Raw genomic sequence first — 17115 nt, forward strand, 5'->3', positions numbered from 1 at the left:
GGCTTTGCAGAGCGATGTTTTTTTAGTGATCAGCCAGGCGCCAGTCGTTTAAGTCGTTGTGTGTCGCCCTACAACCTGTAATCTTCCGCGCTGATCGTGAGTTTTGGCAGCGAGGACCTATGCACCGTTGGTTGAGCAAATACCGTTACGCCATTCTTTTCTGGCTGTGTTTTGGCATCTTCCGTACGTCCCTGGCGGACTGGAATCCCATCCCCTCCGGCTCCATGCGCCCAACCCTGGTGGAAGGCGATGTGGTGCTGGTGAATCGTGTGGCTTACGACCTCAAGCTGCCCCTCACGGACATCTCGCTGATCAAGCTGGACAACCCGCAACGCGGCGACGTGGTGACCTTCACCTCGCCCAAGGACGGTGTGCGGCTGATCAAACGCATCGTCGGCATCCCAGGCGATACCCTGCAAATGAAGGATGAAGTGCTGTGGATCAACGGCGTGCCGGCGACCTACCTGGATGCGCAGTCCATCAGCGAGCGGGTTGCTCCCGGCCAATTCATCCAAGGCATCAAGCTCACCGAACACGCTGCCGCGAGCCAACGCACGGTACAGTTCATGCCCAAAGTGCGCGCCCGGCGCAACTTCGGCCCGCTGGTGGTGCCCGCCGACAACTACTTTATGCTGGGGGACAACCGCGACAACAGCGCCGACTCCCGCTACATCGGCTTTGTGCCGCGCCGGTTGCTGATCGGCCACGCGCACCATATCCTCGCCTCCGCGCAGATCCTGGATCACTGGATGCCACGATTTCGCCGTTTCGGGGCGCCAATCCTCTAAGATGGCGCCCACGGCAATCAACAATAAAAGTGGGCTGACCCTCGATGGAAAGACGTCAATTCAGCGGTGGCATGAAGGGTAAGAACCTGCGCTACCTCAATGAAACCCAGCAGCCAGCGTCGGTCACCCGCGTCGGCTTCTTGCTGCTCGAACACTTCTCCCTGCCCGCGTTCACCCAAACCCTCGACACCTTGGTCACCGCCAACCTGCTGCGCCCCGACCTGTTTGCTTCACGCACCTTCGGCTGCTGCGCGGATGAAGTCATCAGCGACCTTGGCCTGGTCATCCGCCCCGATGCGCGTCTTGACGCCGAGGTGCTGCAAGACCTCGACCTGCTGGTGATCTGCGGTGGTTTTCGCACTGAACTCAAGGCTAGCGAAGACTTTATCCAGCTGCTGCGCAGCGCCGCCGAGCAGGGCATCCGCCTGGCCGGGCTATGGAATGGCTCATGGTTCCTGGGCCGCGCCGGCTTGCTGCAGGATTACCGCTGCGCCATCCACCCCGAACATCGGCCGGCCCTGGCCGAGGTGGCCAAGGCCGCCCAGGTCACCAGCGAACCCTACGTCATCGACCGCGACCGCCTCACCGCCTCCAGCCCCTCTGGCGCCTTCCACATGGCCTTGGACTGGATCAAAGGCCTGCACGGCAAAGCCCTGGTCGAGGGCATCGAAGACATTTTGGCCTTTGAGGAGTCGCGCTACCGGCGCATCAAGCCTACCGAGAACGTCAGCGTCAGCGCGCCGCTGCGGGAAGTCGTCAAGCTGATGGACGCCAACCTCGAAGAGCCCCTGGAACTCGATCAACTGGCCGTGTACGCCGGCCGCTCCCGTCGCCAACTCGAGCGCTTGTTCAAGGAACAACTGGGCACCACGCCGCAGCGCTACTACATGGAACTGCGCGTCACCGAAGCACGCCGCTTGTTGCAGCACACCGAGCTGTCACAGGTGGAAGTGCTGGTGGCGTGCGGGTTTGTGTCGCCGAGCCATTTCAGCAAGTGCTACAGCTCGTATTTCGGCTACCGGCCCTCCAAGGAGAAGCGCTTGGTCAAGTAGTGAGCGGGGCAAGCCCTAATGCCAGTCAGTTAAGGGCAAACACCGTCAGTGTGGCGAGGGAGCTTGCTCCCGCTGGGCCGCGTAGCGGCCCCAAAGATGGGACTGCTGCGCAGTCCAGCGGGAGCAAGCTCCCTCGCCACAGGTTAGCTTTTACTCTTTCTAACCCTTAACTGACTGGCATTGGGGCAAGCCCGCTCACCACAGAGGCCGTGTTGTCTTTAACGGGCTGGCAACGGATTCGTTACCTGTCGCGCCGCGTTCATGATCAATCCCCCCGTTTGAAGTGCAGCGCTGAAACCNCCGTGTTGTCTTTAACGGGCTGGCAACGGATTCGTTACCTGTCGCGCCGCGTTCATGATCAATCCCCCCGTTTGAAGTGCAGCGCTGAAACCTGCGTCGCCAGGTAGGCATGTTCCGGCGCAACCGCGCAGCTAGCCAGGACCAACAGGCTTAGCGCGCCCCCCACCAAATCCAACACACCACACAATGCGCTCACAGTCGTGGCCTCAGTATTGGAAACCACAAGGCTCACTGATTGACGCTCAAGTTTGCTGCCTACCGTGTTGATATCTGTGAATCCTGTCAGCTCACTGCTCGTGCCGGCGGATGCGAAGGTTCCGCGTACAACGCCGAATCGCCGTTCGCTATCACTCCATACACTCAAGATCAAGGAACTCCCGTCCTCGGCGACCCAATTGCCCGTCAACGTGTTTTCGATCGGAAGAGCGGCGGTTGCAGCAGTGGGCGTTGCGAGCCGCGATTTTTCTTCAACTCGTCGATAAATCAACTTGTCCATATAGGTGCCTCGGTGGGCCAATTCCGGGAAGTCGCCGGATGCAACCAGCAGGTGCGACAGCGTCAAGGTATCGCCTCGGTCCGTGACACTGAATTGCCCGCTTAAGCCCGACACCCAGTTCCAACTGGGGTCTCGTGCGCCGTCGCCAAGGTCATGCCAATCGATAGCCAACGCCAGCGGTTGGTTCCTGGTACGGGAAGCGGCTTCGCCTGCGAGGCATCCTGTGACTGAGTAATGGCCGGTTGAACCGGTAGAGGACTGATAGCGCCCGCTAACGTGCTGGCCTGAAACGTCCAGCGTCATCACCGAGCCATAGTCATTCATCCAGGTGCCGGCGATGCAGGCGCGTTCGATATCAGCGCCCGGCAGGCTGACAGTGGTGCACACAGGCCCGCCTCAGCGCAACGCCTCGCCCTCCGTTTCAGGTATGAACACCGTGAGCACCACCGTCACCAGCAAAAACCCATTGATGATGGTGGTCGTGAGGTTGAACGATGAGCCGTACGCGATTAGCGCACCGATCAACGATGGCGCCAGCACATTGGCCACGCGCTGGGCAAAAATCGCCCAGCCATAGCCCACCGTGCGCAGGGGGGTAGGGTAAAGCTCACCGATCCACGCCCCCCACACGCCCCATGCGCCAAGGCTGAAAAACGCCAAGGCAAAGTTGCTGAGGTAGAGCATTTGCAGGGTGTGTGCGTTGGCAAACCCATACCCGGCCAGCACGGATGCGCTGATAAAACCCACGATGACTTTCTTGCGCCCCAAGCGTGCGGTCAGGTACGACGCCACCATATAGCCGGGGATCATGCACAGGGCCGACAGCGCGATAAAACCATAGCTTTGGGGCAAGCTTAAGCCGCGCTGCTGTAACAACGTCGGCAGCCAGGTCTGCAAGCCCCAGTAGCCCCACGAGAAGGTAAAGTTGACGGTGATCTGCAACAGGCTCACCTTGAGCAGCGCTCGGCTGAACAATTCCCGCTGACGGCCAGATGCACTGCGGTCCACTTGCAACACGCATGCATCGGCAACGTTGACCGTGCCACCGCTCAGCGTACCGATTGCAGACCTGGCTTCCTCCTGTCGCCCGACTGAAGCCAGCCAGTAGGGCGACTCCGGCACCCAGCGCGCCACGGCAATCGCCCATAACCCGCCGAGGGAACTCAGCACAATAATCGCCCGCCACCCGTAGGGCAGCAGCCACACCGTGGCCCCCAATGCCAGGAGCATGCCGATGGGCCACCCCGCGGCGAGATACACCGTCAGCGCCCCCCGATGGTTGACCGGCAACAGCTCCTGGAAGTGCGCAAACGTCACCACCATCATGCCCACGGCCGCCACCCCGGACAGTAGCCGCAACGCATACAGCGTCGAGTAGTCCGGTGCGAAAGCACTGCCCATGGAGATCACGCCATAAGCGCCCAGGCTCCAGATAATCGCGCGCTTGCGGCCAAAGCGCTCGGCCAGTCTGCCCCAGCCCAATGCGCCCAGCAGCATGCCGATGAACATCGCACTGATCAGATGGCCCACGGCAAGCGCATCCAGCGCAAACTCAGCAGCGATCAATGGCGCGGTGTAGACGATGATCATCATCTCCCATGCTTCAATCGCAAACACAAAGAACAACACCAGGCAGCACTGCAAATGGATGCGCGTCAGCGGGACGTTTCGGAAAACGTCACCTACCGTGCGGTTGCTCACGTCCAGATCTACTGCCGAGCAGGCAGGCATTGAGGGTATATCACTCATGGTCGCGGTCCTTTTCGAAGTCAGGCGTTGACACGATTGCCAATCGGCGCAGGGCCCTGGAATAAACCGAATCGCTCGATTTCCGCCTCCGGTGGCGGTTCGCAACTGCCGACCCTGCTGGGACGCCAGCCAAATCGGCGCTTCATGCCGGCCATGGCTTCGGCGACCTTGAACGCCGCGACTACCGGGTCGATCACCGGTACTCCGACCTCACGCTGTACCTCTTCAAAAAAGCCGAATTCGATGGTGCAACCCAGAATGATCGCTTCGGCGCCGTCGTCTTCCACGGCGCGATGGGCCTGTTCGATGATGCGGCGGCGGGTGACGGCATGGTCCAGCTGGAATTCATCCACGCCCATGCCCAACGGCCTCATTGACGCCAAGCGGTCCGCCGCTCCGTAGCCTTGTACTCGCGCGCGCATTTGCTCCATCCACTTGGTGCGCCCGACGATGATCGAAAACCGGTTGGCTAACTGCTCCACCACTTGCAGGCTGGCTTGGCAGGGCGCCACCACTAAGGTCTCGCCGGAAATTTCCCGGGCGTCCTCCAACGTTGGATCGTAAAAACAGCCGATCACTAAAGCATCGATTCCTTCGCGGGCACTGTCCCGGGCGATGCGCACCGTGCGCTCATAGGTGAGCGCCTCGTAGGCACGGTATTCCAGGTGCGACGGGCTGTGGGGCATATCAAACGACACCACTTCAACCTGGGTGGAAGGTTGCTTGATGCTGTGCAGCAGGTGGGCGATGGGTTCGTCGAACGTCGGGCAGCCAATGGGGTTGAGCCAACGCACGGTGACCGGGATGTCTTGCGGTGCAATGTTGAAAGGTGAAGGGTTCATACGGTATTCCTCGATAGATGCACTGGGTCGCCCTAAAAGAACTTCACTAAGGCCATGGTCAGGCTATTGGAATAGGGCAGGTTGTCGCTGTGGTAGTAATCGAAGTTCAGGTTTGCCGACAGGTAGAGCTTCTGGTTGGAGAAACCGGTGTAGGTCATCGCCGGGCCGACCTTGCCTTGGCGAGACTCTTTGAAGTCCGAGGCCGAGCGATTATTGATGTGGTAGGCGTGGTGCACGCCAAGCCACAGGTCGTCGGTTACCCGGTAACCGGCGGCGATGTCCGCAAACCAAAAGCTGATACCGCCGCGAAGTTTTACCGCGTCGCCATTGCCCAGGTCGGTGGCGTGGCGGTTGCGAGACGCGTAGTGGATGCCGACGGGTGTAAACGTCGCGGCAAAACGCCCCATGCGAACGTAGTTGGCCACGCTGAAACTGGCGCCATAACGATTGGCAAATGCGCCATAGCCAGTACCTTCATCGTTACCGTTGGGGAACTCCAGGGACAGCGTGGGGTTGACCCAGAACGTGGTGAAATCGTCAGCATCGTAGGTGCTGGTGGGTTCGACCACGTTGTAGTAATACGCCAGGCCCAGGTTGGGTGAGGCCACGCCCCAGTTGCCGTTGTTGCGCGAGCCGTTGCTGGCGGTGTAGCCCGCGTCGGCACCGACCCAGAACTGCAATTGGTCACGTTGGGTTCCGGTAAAGCCGGTTTCGGAAAAGTAGGCCAATACCGTGTTGCTGCCGGCCCGTACGTCGCCGTTGGTTGTGCGATTGAACACAGGGAAGGATTCCAGCGCCCACTTGCCGGGCTCGCCTGGCTGGGCAAAACCGATGAATTGCTCGCCGTGCGCTGGTGAGGCAACGGCCAAAATCAAGGCAAACGCAGGCCTTACCCATACACGAGATGAGTGCTTCAGTTTCATGGTGGTGCTCTCTTTTTGTTGTTGTTCTTGAGGGCCAAGCGCCGGAGTCAGAGCGTCAGGCCGTACACCGTGTGCGCGGTGGTGGCGTCCACGTAGCCGTTCTTCAGGTCTTCGCGCACCGCGTTCGGGTCGCGTTGGCTCGCCGGTCCGTAGCCGCCACCTGCGCCGGTCCGCACCCGTACAAGGTCACCGGCATTCAAGGGGGCCCCGCTGGCCATGCTGTAGCGCTGGGATTGGCCGTCGCTTCGGATGACTTCGACATAGTTGGGCGTGCCTTCCGCGCCTTGCTCCAAGCCCCAGGGTGGAATGACCGAACGCGTATAACCGCAGGTCATGAAGCTGCCGTCGGCGCGAATCCGGTAGTCGATGCACACACCGCGGCCCCCCCGGTATTGGCCATGCCCGCCCGGTTCGTCATTCAGTGCGAGCTGCTCTACATGCAACCCGTAGCGGGCTTCGCAGACCTCAACCGGACAGTTGTAGGTTTCACCATGCAGCCCGGAGTACACCGCATTGTTGCCATCGCGCCCGGGCTCGGCGCCCCAGCCACCGATTTCCGGCTCCACCAGGGTGAACATGCGCCCGGTGTCGGGGTGAACACCGCCAATGATCGTCGCGCACACCGAGGCGAAATTGCCCGCTGGCAAGCGTTCCGGGAATTGTTGCGCGAGGCAGCACAGGATCAGGTCCTGCACCCGGATCAGGTTTTCGAAGTAGAAGCCTTCGGCGGCGGGCAATTGGGCGTCGAACAGCGAGCCTGGGCGCGTGAGTACGCGCAGCGGCCGAAACGTGCCGCCATTGGTAATGCCCTGCGGTGCAGTCAGTGCCTTGAACGCCATTTGCGCGGCCACCACCGCACCGTCGCGGCTCAGGTTGGTGGGCCCCAGGCATTGGTCGGGGTTGTCGCGCAGGTCGATCACCAATTCCGTGCTGCGAATGTCGATACGTACCTTGAACAGGCTGCCATCGTCTTGCAGTTCTTCCAGGTTGAACTGCCCGGCAGGCAAGGCGGCCAGCGCCTTGAGCGAGACTTTTTCGCCCAGGTCCATGAAGTCGTGCATGGCCAACAAAAATACGTGGGTGCTGTATTTTTCGGTCAGCTCGCGCAAGCGCGTCGCACCACCGCGTACCGCTGCCACACCGGCCCACAAGTCACCTTCCATAAAGTCCGGCATGCGCGTGTTGGCGCGCAGTATTTGCAGCACCGAACGGATCGGCTGGCCCCTGCTGATCAACTTCACCGAAGCCAGACGCAAACCTTCCTGGAAGATATCCGTGGCGTCCGTCGACAACGAACCGGGAACTCGGCCGCCCACATCGTTCCAGTGCGCGATGTTGGCGGTCCAGGCCACCAACGTGCCATCGGCGAACACAGGCATGGCCAGCACCACATCGTTGAGGTGGGTGACGGCGCCGTCATGGGGGTCATTGCTGATGAAAACATCGCCGTCTTCAATGTCCTCGGGCTGGGGATGATGCAGCAGGATTTTCTTCACGGCCTTGTCCAGCACGCCGACAAAGGCTGGAATACCTGCGCCGGAACTGGCGATCTCGCCCTGGGCGTCGGTGATGCCGGTGCCCATGTCCAGCACTTCATAAATCACCGGGCTCATGGCCGCGTTGCGCATGGCGCTGAACATCTCGTCGGCAATCGCCTGGAGTGAGTTCTGGATAATGTCGCGGGTAAAGATATCGAGGGTACTCATGGCAGCGCTCCTTTAGCCGTTGATCATGATGTGCAGGTTGCCCAGGCGATCCACCTGCACGCGGTTACCGGGATGCACGACCACGGTGGTGCCGGCGTCTTCGATGATGGCCGGGCCGAAAAAAGTCATCAGCGGTTCAAGCAGCTCGTAGTCGTAGAGGTTCGCAAGGTGAATGCCGTCCTGGGCGTAATCCACGTAGCGCTGGCCCTTGCAGGCCTCGCTGACCAAGCAGCCGGTAACCGGCAGCGCCTGCGGCGTCAACTTGCCGATCTGGGCCACGGCCACCAGGTGAAAACCGATGATTTCCACCGGGGCTTGCAGGCGATAGGTGTAGTGCTGTTCATAAAGGCTGTGGAAGCGTTGTTCGACCGCAGCCCAGTCTGTGTCTATGCGCTCGTGCGAGTTGAGCAGTAGCTCCACCGAGTGCTCCTGGTTTTGGTAGCGCAGCTTGCAATGCACTTGCAGCTCGACCTGCTGCGCCGGCACGGTTTCGGCCACGAATTGTTCGCGGGCGGCGACCATCAGCTCGGCAAGGAACAACTGGGCTTGTTCCAGCTGATGCGAGTGTGCGGTCTCGACGAAACGGTTGATAAATAGGTCACGACGCAAGTCCGACAGGGTCATGCCCCAGGCTGAAAACACCGAGGCATTGCGCGGCACCACGACTTTTTTCACGCCCAGTTCCTGGGCCAGGGCTACGGCATGCATCGCGCCGCCGCCACCGAATGCCATCAAGGTCAGTTCCCGTGGGTCGTGACCTCGGCTCAGGGACACCAGCTTCAGCGCATTGACCATATTGTCGTTGGCCAGGCGCACGATGCCCCGTGCTACTTCATCCGTTGGCAATTGCAGGCGATGGCCAAGGGCCTCAAGACCCCGGGAAACGGCAGGCAAGTCGGCCACCACGTCACCGCCGCAAAAGTACTCCGGGTTAATGCGCCCCAGCATCAGGTTGGCGTCGGTAGTGGTGATCTGTGTGCCGCCATTGCCATAGGCTGCCGGCCCTGGTATTGCGCCGGCGGACTGGGGGCCGACATGCAGTTTGTCAAAGTCATCGACCCAGGCGACGGAACCTCCACCGTTGCCGATTTCCACCAGGTCCACCACCGGCACCATGATCGGGTAACCCGCGTTGATCCGGTTACGCTCAATCCAGTAATCGGTCTTGATCGACACCTGCCCATCGCGGATCAATGCGCACTTGGCCGTGGTGCCGCCAATGTCCAGGCCCAATACATTGGGCTCATCTATCAAGCGTCCCAATTGCGCCGCCGCCCAAAAACCACTGGCCGGTCCGGATTCGACCATGGTGATCGGGATTTCCCGTGCATGCTCCACGCTGTCGACACCGCAGTTCGATTGCATGATGTACAAGGGCGCCTTGTAGCCGTCGTCGCGCAGGCCGCTGGCTAAATCGTCGAGGTAACGTGCCGCGATCGGTTGCACATACGCCGACAGTACGGTGGTACTGGACCGTTCGTATTCGCGCCATTCGCGTGTGATCTGGTGGGAGGCCACCACCGAGACCTCTGGCCATAGGCTGCGTACCTGCGCCAGTACCGCTTGCTCATGCGCCGGGTTGGCATAGGCATGCAGCAGGCAGATGGCAATGGCTTGCACATTGTTGGCGCGAAACGCTTCGATGATCTGCGGGAGCTGGCCCAGGTCCAGCGGTTGGCGTTCCCGGCCGTTGGTGTGCAGGCGGCCGGGGACCTCCCGGCGCAAATAACGCGGCACGAACGGGGCGGGTTTTACCCATTTCAGGTTGAAGTAATCCGGGCGATTGGCGCGGGCGATTTCCAGTACATCGCGAAAGCCCTGGGTGGTGATCAGGCCGGTCTTCACGCCCCGGCGCTCGGTCAGTGCATTGATGACCACGGTGGTTCCGTGAGCCAGGAAGTCCACGTTGTTGAGGTCTACGCCCGCCTTGCGGATGACGTTGAGGACACCCTGGGCAAAGTTCGGTGGGGTGGTGTCGACTTTGGCTGTACGTATCGCCTGTTCGCCTGTGGCCGGGTCGCTTTCGAAGTACACCAGGTCGGTGAAGGTTCCGCCGACATCGGTGGCCACGCGTACTGTTTTCTTGCCGTGCATACCCACAGGGCATCTCCTGTTTTTATCGTTGTCGGAGCCAGCGGAATGCCTCTCGCTGGTGTGGGGGGATGCTAGGGGCCGCGACACGGTGGCCGCCAGCTGTAGGGCGGGTAGGTTGGGGGGGACGGGGTGTGCCAGCTACCCATATGGGTAGGTTGATGGGTCAATAGGGTGGTAGCAGCAGGCCCAAGCGCAGGGCTGCCGCCATTGCGGCATTGCGGTTATCGACGCAAAGTTTGGTAAAGATGTGCTTGAGGTGGAATTTCACGGTGTTTTCGGAAATGCCCATGCCTTGGGCGATGGTCTTGTTTGATTGGCCTTCGCCCAGCAGGGTGAGGATCTGCATCTCTTTGGGGCTGAAGGGCAGGCGCGGTCGAACCGGGTGCGCGCGCCATCCGCGCAGTCGCGTAATAACCGCCTGCAGCGCGCCACTCCACGCGCTGCAGGCCTCCAGCGCGGGCAGCACACAGGGCCCAGCCTCCAGCAGCAACCCAGGTAGCATTTGCGCAGGAACCGACGCCAGGATTTCATCCTGAGTAACCGGAAAACCTTTCGAGCACCCTGCCAGGGTCAAGACTTGTAGGCGCCATGCCGGCAATTGCAAGCCGCGCTGTTGCAGCGCCTGGGCTGTGCGCAGTAGGCGGTTGAGTGCAGCGCCCGCGGCGCCCGTGGCGAACTGCAACCGGGCCAATGCCAGTGTCGCGGCTTCTTGGTTGCGCCAGTCGCCTGGGGTGTCGGCGGCGCCTTCCAGATTTGCTGCCACCGCTGCGTGGCGGGCCTGGTTCAGCGAGCCGGCCTGCACCAGCAGGTCGACGCGCCAAGCGCTGGCCAAGCGTACCAATCGTTGCCAGTGACGCGCTTCGGCCAACTGAGTCACTCGCTCAAGTTCCAGCAGTGCCGGTTGCAGGCCGAGGTTGCGCAGCGAGGTACGCCACGCCACTTCGGCGGCAACGGCGGCGATATCCAGCCAGCCATCGGTGTGCTTAAGCAAGGCCCAGCCGTCACGAAACCAAGGTGTCGACTCGGCCCACGCGCCTTGCCAATACAGATGCTGAGCCTTGAGGCAGCCCACTAACGCCCGTACTGAACTTTCACTGCCAAATTGGCTGTCGGCAACGGCCAACGCGTTTTGCACCATTTGCGCGGCGCCTGACACGTCACCGGTCAACGCCAGGACTTGCGCCTCATGGACCCGGCAATAGTTCTCACCGCGCGGGCTGGCAACCAGGCGCATCTTGATATGGGCCGAACGAACGATTTGCAGTGCTCGTGCCAGTTCACCCTGGGTCAGCGCCTGCAGCGCATGGACACATTCCAGCGTGGCAGTGGCCAGCAGGCTGTTGCCTGCCGCGCAGGCTGGCGGTGAGACGTCGAAGCAATCCACGTACGCGCAAGCCAAGGTTTGGATGACATGGAAGTCTCGCGCCAGCCGCGGATCATCCTGAACCCGCTGCTGGACCAGGCTCAGCAATTGGCTGGCAAGGGCATGCTCGCCGAGCTTGGCATGCAGATAGGCCTGGAGTAGCAGCAGGTCCGGTTCTGCGCACCGTGTCTTCTCATCGAATTGTTGCAGCAGGCTTTGGGCATAGCGGATGCCGTTGTAGAGCACCACTTCCCAGCTGCCGGCGCGTACCACCAGGTGTACTGCCAGTTGCGTGTCACGGGCACGTAGCGCATAGGCAATTGCTTGCGCCCAGTCGTGTTGATCGGCCAGCCACAGCGCGGCGGCGTGGTGTATATCCCGTGCCGCACTGGCATCGATGCCCTGGTTGAGAAAGTCCTGCAGTAGCCGGTGATGTCGAAACCACTGGCGACCTGCATCCAACGGCATCAGCAGGGCGTCAAGATGGCTCAACTGCATCAGCCACTGCGCACTGTCGCTGCGCCCGCGTACCGCATCGGCCAATTCGGCGTTGAAGCGTTCCAGCAACGCCATGTCACGCAGGAACGCCTGGCATTCCAAAGGCAGGCGTTGAACCACTTGGCCTGTCAGGTAATCAGCGATATCGGCAACACGACCGGAAAACGCGGTGAGCCCATACAGCGAAGCGTCGCCACTGGCCCGCCACAAACGTGCCAGTTGGACGGCAACCGCCCAGCCCTCCGTGGTTTGATACACATGATCGAGTTCGCTGGGCAGGATGTCGGGACCCAGGATGGTTGCGGTTTGCGCCATCGTGAGTTTCAGCGCTTGTGGCGACACTTCATGCACCCAGCCATTGGCTTTCCATTGCGCCAGTGGCCAGCCTGGGCGTATGCGTGCGGATACAACCCATTCCAACCATGGCGCGCCTTGTTCCAGCAAGGCTTGCACAAGCGCATCGAGCTGTGGATTGGCGGCGCAGTGATAGTCGTCAAGAAACAGCGTGACTTGGCGATTTTCCCTGGCGAGCGCATGGAGCAGGGCGGTGATGGTTCGCTGCGGTTGGGCATCCAGCGCCTGGGCCTGTGCCAGGCGGGGCAGATGTCCCAGGTCAAGCCCCGCTCGGTCCAGCGTAAGAATCAAGTAAGACAGGAAGCGGTTGGGGTCGCTGTCGGCGTCATCCAATGACAGCCAGGCAACGATAGCCGGGTGGGTCGTCGACATCAGGGTTTGTCGCCACTGCATCATGAGGGTCGTCTTGCCGAAACCGGCCGGTGCGACCACCAGGACCAACGGGCCTTTGACGCGCCGTTGAAAGGACTCCAGCAGCGATGGCCTGGGCAGTGATGTCAGCAGGGTCAAGGGTGGGGTCAGTTTTCCAACCCAGAACCAGGCGCCGCCAGTGGCGCTAGAAGGCAGTTTATTCACAGTCGCGGTCTCGTGCAGGAGTGGCCGCTTTGGGTTTTATCAGCTCGATTTTCCTGGGGGGCGGGCTGAATCGTCACGCGATGTTTATCTGGCGTGCCGGATACGGCGCTGACCGGTATTGCAGCGGGCTTGCCGTGAGCGTCCTACAGGTTTTGTAGGACGCATCTGTTTTTATTTGAATCGACTCAAGCAATAGGGGGCGTCAATCGGAGTGTCCCTTGATAGCACCAATTGCCCGATCCTTTCTGCCGTCACCGCCGCCTGCGTCAACCCCAAATGCTGATGCCCAAACGCAAGCAGCACCTTGCCATCGCACACTCGATCAATAATCGGCAGCGAATCCGGCAACGACGGCCGCAAGCCCATCCAGGGTGTTGCTCCCTGCACGTTCAAATCCTGGCGAAACAACCCCTGGCTCAACCGGTGCAATTGCCAGGCGCGCGCCATGTTCGCCGGGCGCTCAAGGCCGGCGAACTCAACCGTGCCTGCCAGGCGCAGCCCGCCTTCCATGGGCGTCATGATGAACTTGCGTTCCAGCGAGGTGACCGCGAAGGGCAGGCGATTGTGTTCGTGGGGCAGCATCAGGTGGTAGCCGCGTTCGGTGTCCAGCGGCACTTTTTTGCCGGTCAGTGCATGGGTGAGCTTGGCCGAGTGCGCGCCGCAGGCGATCAGCACTTGGGACGCGTGGAGGGTGCCGAGATCGGTACTCAGGGAGACGCCGTGTGCCTGAACACGCCCATCCAGAACCTTGCGCTGGAGGAACTGCACACCGCATGCCTTGGCGGCCGTTACCAACGCGCACACTACCCGGTAGGGATCGAGAAAGTGCCCAGTCGCGGGGAAAAACAACCCCCCTTGAATGCGCTCGCTCAACTGCGGCACGGCGTGGCGTATGGTGTCGCGGGACCAGGCATCCACCGGCACCTGCTGTTGCTGCATCCGTTGTCGCAACGCATCGAGTGCCCCGCGGGATTCGGCCTGCTCAAACACCAGGAGTGAACCGTCTTCACGCAATAACGCTTCGTGCCCAATGCTGTGCAACAACCGTTGCCAGGCCCCCAGGCTGCCCTCATTCAGTGTGCGAAGGCCCGCCACCGTGCGCTGGTAACTCGCCGGGCGCAGGTTCAACAGCAGGCGGGCAAACCAGGGCAGGGCGCGGGGTAGGTATCTCCAGTCCAGGCGCAGCGGGCCCATAGGGTCTAGCAGCATGGCGGGCAGGCGCTTGAGGATTGATGCGTCGGCAATCGGAAACACTTGCTCGCTCGCCAGATGCCCGGCGTTGCCGTAGGACGCACCCATGCCCGGCGGCTGCGGGTCCATCACCACCACGCGCTGGCCTTGGCGGGCCAGTTGCAGGGCACAGGCCACGCCGATAATACCCGCGCCCACCACCACGATATCGGGATCGGCCATGGGCTAAGCGACGTTCTGTTCATCCGACCAGTTGGCGTACCACTGGCGGAACAGCGTGTATTGATGTTCGGCATACCGACGCTGGGCAGTGCTGAGCACATCGCTCTCGTTGAAATGCAGGGCGTATTCGCTGTCGCCGTTGAGCACCATCAGGTGCTTGTAATACAGCACCAGGTCGCAGCCTTCATCGAACGACGACAGCACCGCCAGCGCGCCTTCCAGTTCCAGGGCCAAGCGACGGGCCTTGGCATTGCCTGTGGCGGCTTGCTTGCTCAGGGCTACCAGTTGCAGCACTTCGCGGGGCAGAGCGTTGCCGATGCCGGTGATGGCGCCGGTGGCGTTGCAGTTGACGAAGCCGTGCACCACTTGGGTGTCTACGCCCACCATCAAGGTCACGCTGTCGTCCTGGGAGGTGATGTGTTCGGCGGCGTAGCGTAGGTCGGCGCCGCCACCGAACTCCTTGAAGCCGATCAGGTTCGGGTGCTCGCGCCGCAGTTCGAAGAACAGCTCGGCGCGGGTGGCAAAACCGTAGTACGGGCTGTTGTAGATCACCGCCGGCAGGCTCGGCGCAGCCTTGAGCACCGCCGAGAAATGCGCCTTTTGCGCGCTGGCGCTGGCGCCCCGGGACAACACCCGGGGAATCACCATCAAACCCTGGGCGCCCACCTCGGCGGCGTGGGCCGCATGGGCTACCGCTTCGCGGCTGTTCACCGCACCGGTGCCGACAATGGTCGGCACACCGGCCGCGACCAGGCGCGCCACACCTTCCTGGCGCTCGGCTTGCGTGAGCAACGGCCAATCACCCATGGAACCGCAATACACCACGGCGCTCATGCCGGCATCGATCAGTTGGCGGCCCTTGGCGGCCAGCGCGTCTAAGTCGGGCTTGCGTGCTGGGGTGCACGGGGTCATCAGGGCAGGGATGCAACCGGTGAAGACGTTGTCGCTCATGGCGCTAACTCCTTGGCGTGTGCTGAGGGCGAGAGGCTCAAATGCCCCAGGCGAAAGGATCCAGTTCGTCGATCAGCAACGTGCTGTCGGCGGTCATGTAGGCGCGGCCGGTGATGAAGGGGCGCACGCGGTCGCCGTCCCACTCATAGCGGGCTTCAAATTGGCTGCCGGTGATGCTGGCTTGCACCCAGGTTTCACCGGGCGCCAGTTTTCCATCGGCGGCCAGGCAGGCCAGCTTGGCGCTGGTGCCGGTGCCGCAAGGCGAGCGGTCGTAGGCCTTGCCGGGGCACATCACGAAATTGCGGCTGTCGGCCTGGGCATCGTCGGCGAACAATTCGATATGGTCGATCAGCGCCCCGTCGGCGCCGTGGATACTTTGGTCTTCCAGGGCCTTGAGCATCGCCCAGGTGTACTCGGTGAGGGCATCAACGTTGTCCATCTGCAGGCGTTGGCCGTGCTCGGAGACCAGGAAAAACCAATTGCCGCCCCAGGCGATATCGCCCCGAACCGCGCCGTGGCCCGGGACCCGCACTTCTACTTGCTGGCGATAACGGTAGGCGGGCACGTTGCCCAGCGTAACCGCGCCGTCATCGTGCAAGGTCGCCGTCACCGGGCCAACGGGCGTATCGATGGTGTGCAGCCCTGGCGCTATTCGGCCCAGGTAGTGCAGGGACGCCACCAGGCCAATGGTGCCGTGGCCGCACATGCCCAAGTAACCGGCGTTGTTGAAGAAAATCACGCCGCAGGTCGCACCGGGCGTGACCGGCGCGCAGTACAGCGCGCCCACCAATACAGCGTTGCCACGCGGCTCCAGCAGGCAAGCGCGGCGCCATAGGTCATGGTCTGTGCGCAGGCTGTGCAATTGTTCGGCGATGGTGGCGCCGGTCAACTCAGGGAAACCATTGAGCACCAGGCGCGTGGGCTCGCCACCGGTGTGGGAGTCGATCACATGCAGTCGCTTCATAAGAGGCTCCAATCAGTGGGCAGGCCTACAATGAGCCCGGTGAAGGCATCGGCGATTGATGTTTTTTAGCGGACTCGATGACGAAATCAGCACAGTGTTCGCCGCTCGACAGCGCTTGGAGCATGGTGCAATCTGCTACGCGTCGAGCGGATCAGCGCAGGGATATACCGTCATGATGCAACGTGCGTTTGCCACCCTTTGCCAAGGGGACCGGGCCAATCCGCCGCAGACCATCGAGCAACTGTTGGCCAGTGTCGTGCAACTGTTGCCGATGCTGGACGTGATCCCCAATGCGACGATCTTTATCAAGGACATCCAGGCGCGTTACGTGCTCGCCAACCGCACCCTGGTGCAGCGCTGTGGGCTCAAGCAATTGCAACCGCTGCTGGGCAAGACCAGCGCTGAAGTCTTCCCCGCGCAATTGGGCCCCGGCTACACCGAGCAGGACCGGCGCGTGCTGGACCAAGGGTTTGTGCTGCAAGACCAGCTTGAACTGCACCTGTACGGCACCCGTGAACCGGGTTGGTGCCTGACGCACAAATGGCCGCTGTACAACGACAGTGGCGTGATCATCGGCCTGGCGGGTATTTCGGTGGACCTGCAATCGGCCAGCGAAACCCACCCCGCGTACCAACGCCTGGCCGCCGTGGACGCCCACATCCGCACCCACTTCAACCGCCGCGTGACCTTGAGTGAACTGACGCGAATCGCCGGGATTTCAGTGGCGCAACTGGAGCGCTACTGCAAGCGCGTGTTCCACCTGACACCCCGGCAGATGATCCAGAAAGTACGCTTGGAACATGCCCATCGGCTATTGCACACCGACCTGCCGATTACCGACGTGGCGTTGCAATGCGGATATACCGACCACAGCGCGTTTACCCGGCAGTTCAAGGCCTCCACCGGGTTTACGCCGAGGCAATATCGCGAGACTTGAGAGGCCTAGAATGGAGGTCTCACAGTCAATTGAAGTCCTAATGTGGGAGCGGGCTTGCTCGCGAAAGCGGTGTGTCAGTCAACTTATTCATTGGCTGACACACCGCATT

General features: G+C 61.6%; 13 protein-coding genes. 3 read left to right on the plus strand and 10 right to left on the minus strand.

Translation table 11 applies throughout. The features are described 5' to 3' along the window. The first annotated feature begins 119 nt into the window (after positions 1-119). Positions 120-788, plus strand: coding sequence for a signal peptidase I (gene lepB, locus ACLD1Y_RS08085; protein WP_429477041.1), 669 nt, complete (start codon positions 120-122; stop codon positions 786-788). Positions 789-859: 71 nt separating this feature from the next. Next, entirely contained in the window at positions 860-1840 is a 981-nt protein-coding gene (locus tag ACLD1Y_RS08090; RefSeq protein WP_429477085.1) for a GlxA family transcriptional regulator, read from the plus strand. Between the two features lie 358 nt (positions 1841-2198). Here the strand turns inward: ACLD1Y_RS08090 and ACLD1Y_RS08095 are convergent, their stop codons facing one another. From ACLD1Y_RS08095 to ACLD1Y_RS08140, 10 genes are all read right to left on the minus strand, one after another. Then, entirely contained in the window at positions 2199-3023 is an 825-nt protein-coding gene (locus tag ACLD1Y_RS08095) for an avidin/streptavidin family protein (protein ID WP_429477042.1), read from the minus strand. Positions 3024-3032: 9 nt separating this feature from the next. Further along, a complete protein-coding gene (locus tag ACLD1Y_RS08100) occupies positions 3033-4385 on the minus strand; it encodes an MFS transporter (RefSeq protein WP_429477044.1) in 1353 nt (450 codons plus the stop codon). A 20-nt stretch (positions 4386-4405) separates the two neighbouring features. Further along, positions 4406-5227 (minus strand): aspartate/glutamate racemase family protein, encoded by an 822-nt coding sequence (locus ACLD1Y_RS08105; protein WP_429477045.1) that lies wholly within the window; start codon positions 5225-5227, stop codon positions 4406-4408. 32 nt (positions 5228-5259) lie between these two features. Then, positions 5260-6150, minus strand: a complete 891-nt coding sequence (locus ACLD1Y_RS08110; protein WP_429477047.1) for a hypothetical protein — start codon at positions 6148-6150, stop codon at positions 5260-5262. A gap of 47 nt (positions 6151-6197) precedes the next feature. After that, entirely contained in the window at positions 6198-7856 is a 1659-nt protein-coding gene (locus ACLD1Y_RS08115) for a hydantoinase B/oxoprolinase family protein (RefSeq protein ID WP_429477049.1), read from the minus strand. Positions 7857-7868: 12 nt separating this feature from the next. Then, a complete protein-coding gene (locus ACLD1Y_RS08120) occupies positions 7869-9950 on the minus strand; it encodes a hydantoinase/oxoprolinase family protein (protein WP_429477051.1) in 2082 nt (693 codons plus the stop codon). A 163-nt stretch (positions 9951-10113) separates the two neighbouring features. After that, positions 10114-12741 (minus strand): LuxR C-terminal-related transcriptional regulator, encoded by a 2628-nt coding sequence (locus ACLD1Y_RS08125; protein WP_429477053.1) that lies wholly within the window; start codon positions 12739-12741, stop codon positions 10114-10116. A 171-nt stretch (positions 12742-12912) separates the two neighbouring features. Beyond that, positions 12913-14154: an NAD(P)/FAD-dependent oxidoreductase gene (locus ACLD1Y_RS08130; RefSeq protein ID WP_429477055.1), complete on the minus strand. Its 1242-nt coding sequence runs from the start codon at positions 14152-14154 to the stop codon at positions 12913-12915. Positions 14155-14157: 3 nt separating this feature from the next. Further along, complete coding sequence (locus tag ACLD1Y_RS08135) at positions 14158-15105, minus strand: dihydrodipicolinate synthase family protein (RefSeq protein WP_429477057.1); 948 nt, start codon at positions 15103-15105, stop codon at positions 14158-14160. A 37-nt stretch (positions 15106-15142) separates the two neighbouring features. Continuing rightward, on the minus strand, positions 15143-16069 hold the full coding sequence (locus ACLD1Y_RS08140; RefSeq protein WP_429477059.1) for a 4-hydroxyproline epimerase: 927 nt from the start codon (positions 16067-16069) through the stop codon (positions 15143-15145). 172 nt (positions 16070-16241) lie between these two features. Between ACLD1Y_RS08140 and ACLD1Y_RS08145 the strand changes: the two genes are divergently transcribed. Then, the gene (locus tag ACLD1Y_RS08145; protein ID WP_429477061.1) at positions 16242-17006 is read left to right on the plus strand and encodes a helix-turn-helix domain-containing protein; all 765 of its coding nucleotides are present in this window, start codon (positions 16242-16244) and stop codon (positions 17004-17006) included. Positions 17007-17115: the final 109 nt, after the last annotated feature.

The sequence above is a fragment of the Pseudomonas sp. 18175 genome (genome assembly GCF_050432925.1).
Lineage (GTDB): Bacteria > Pseudomonadota > Gammaproteobacteria > Pseudomonadales > Pseudomonadaceae > Aquipseudomonas.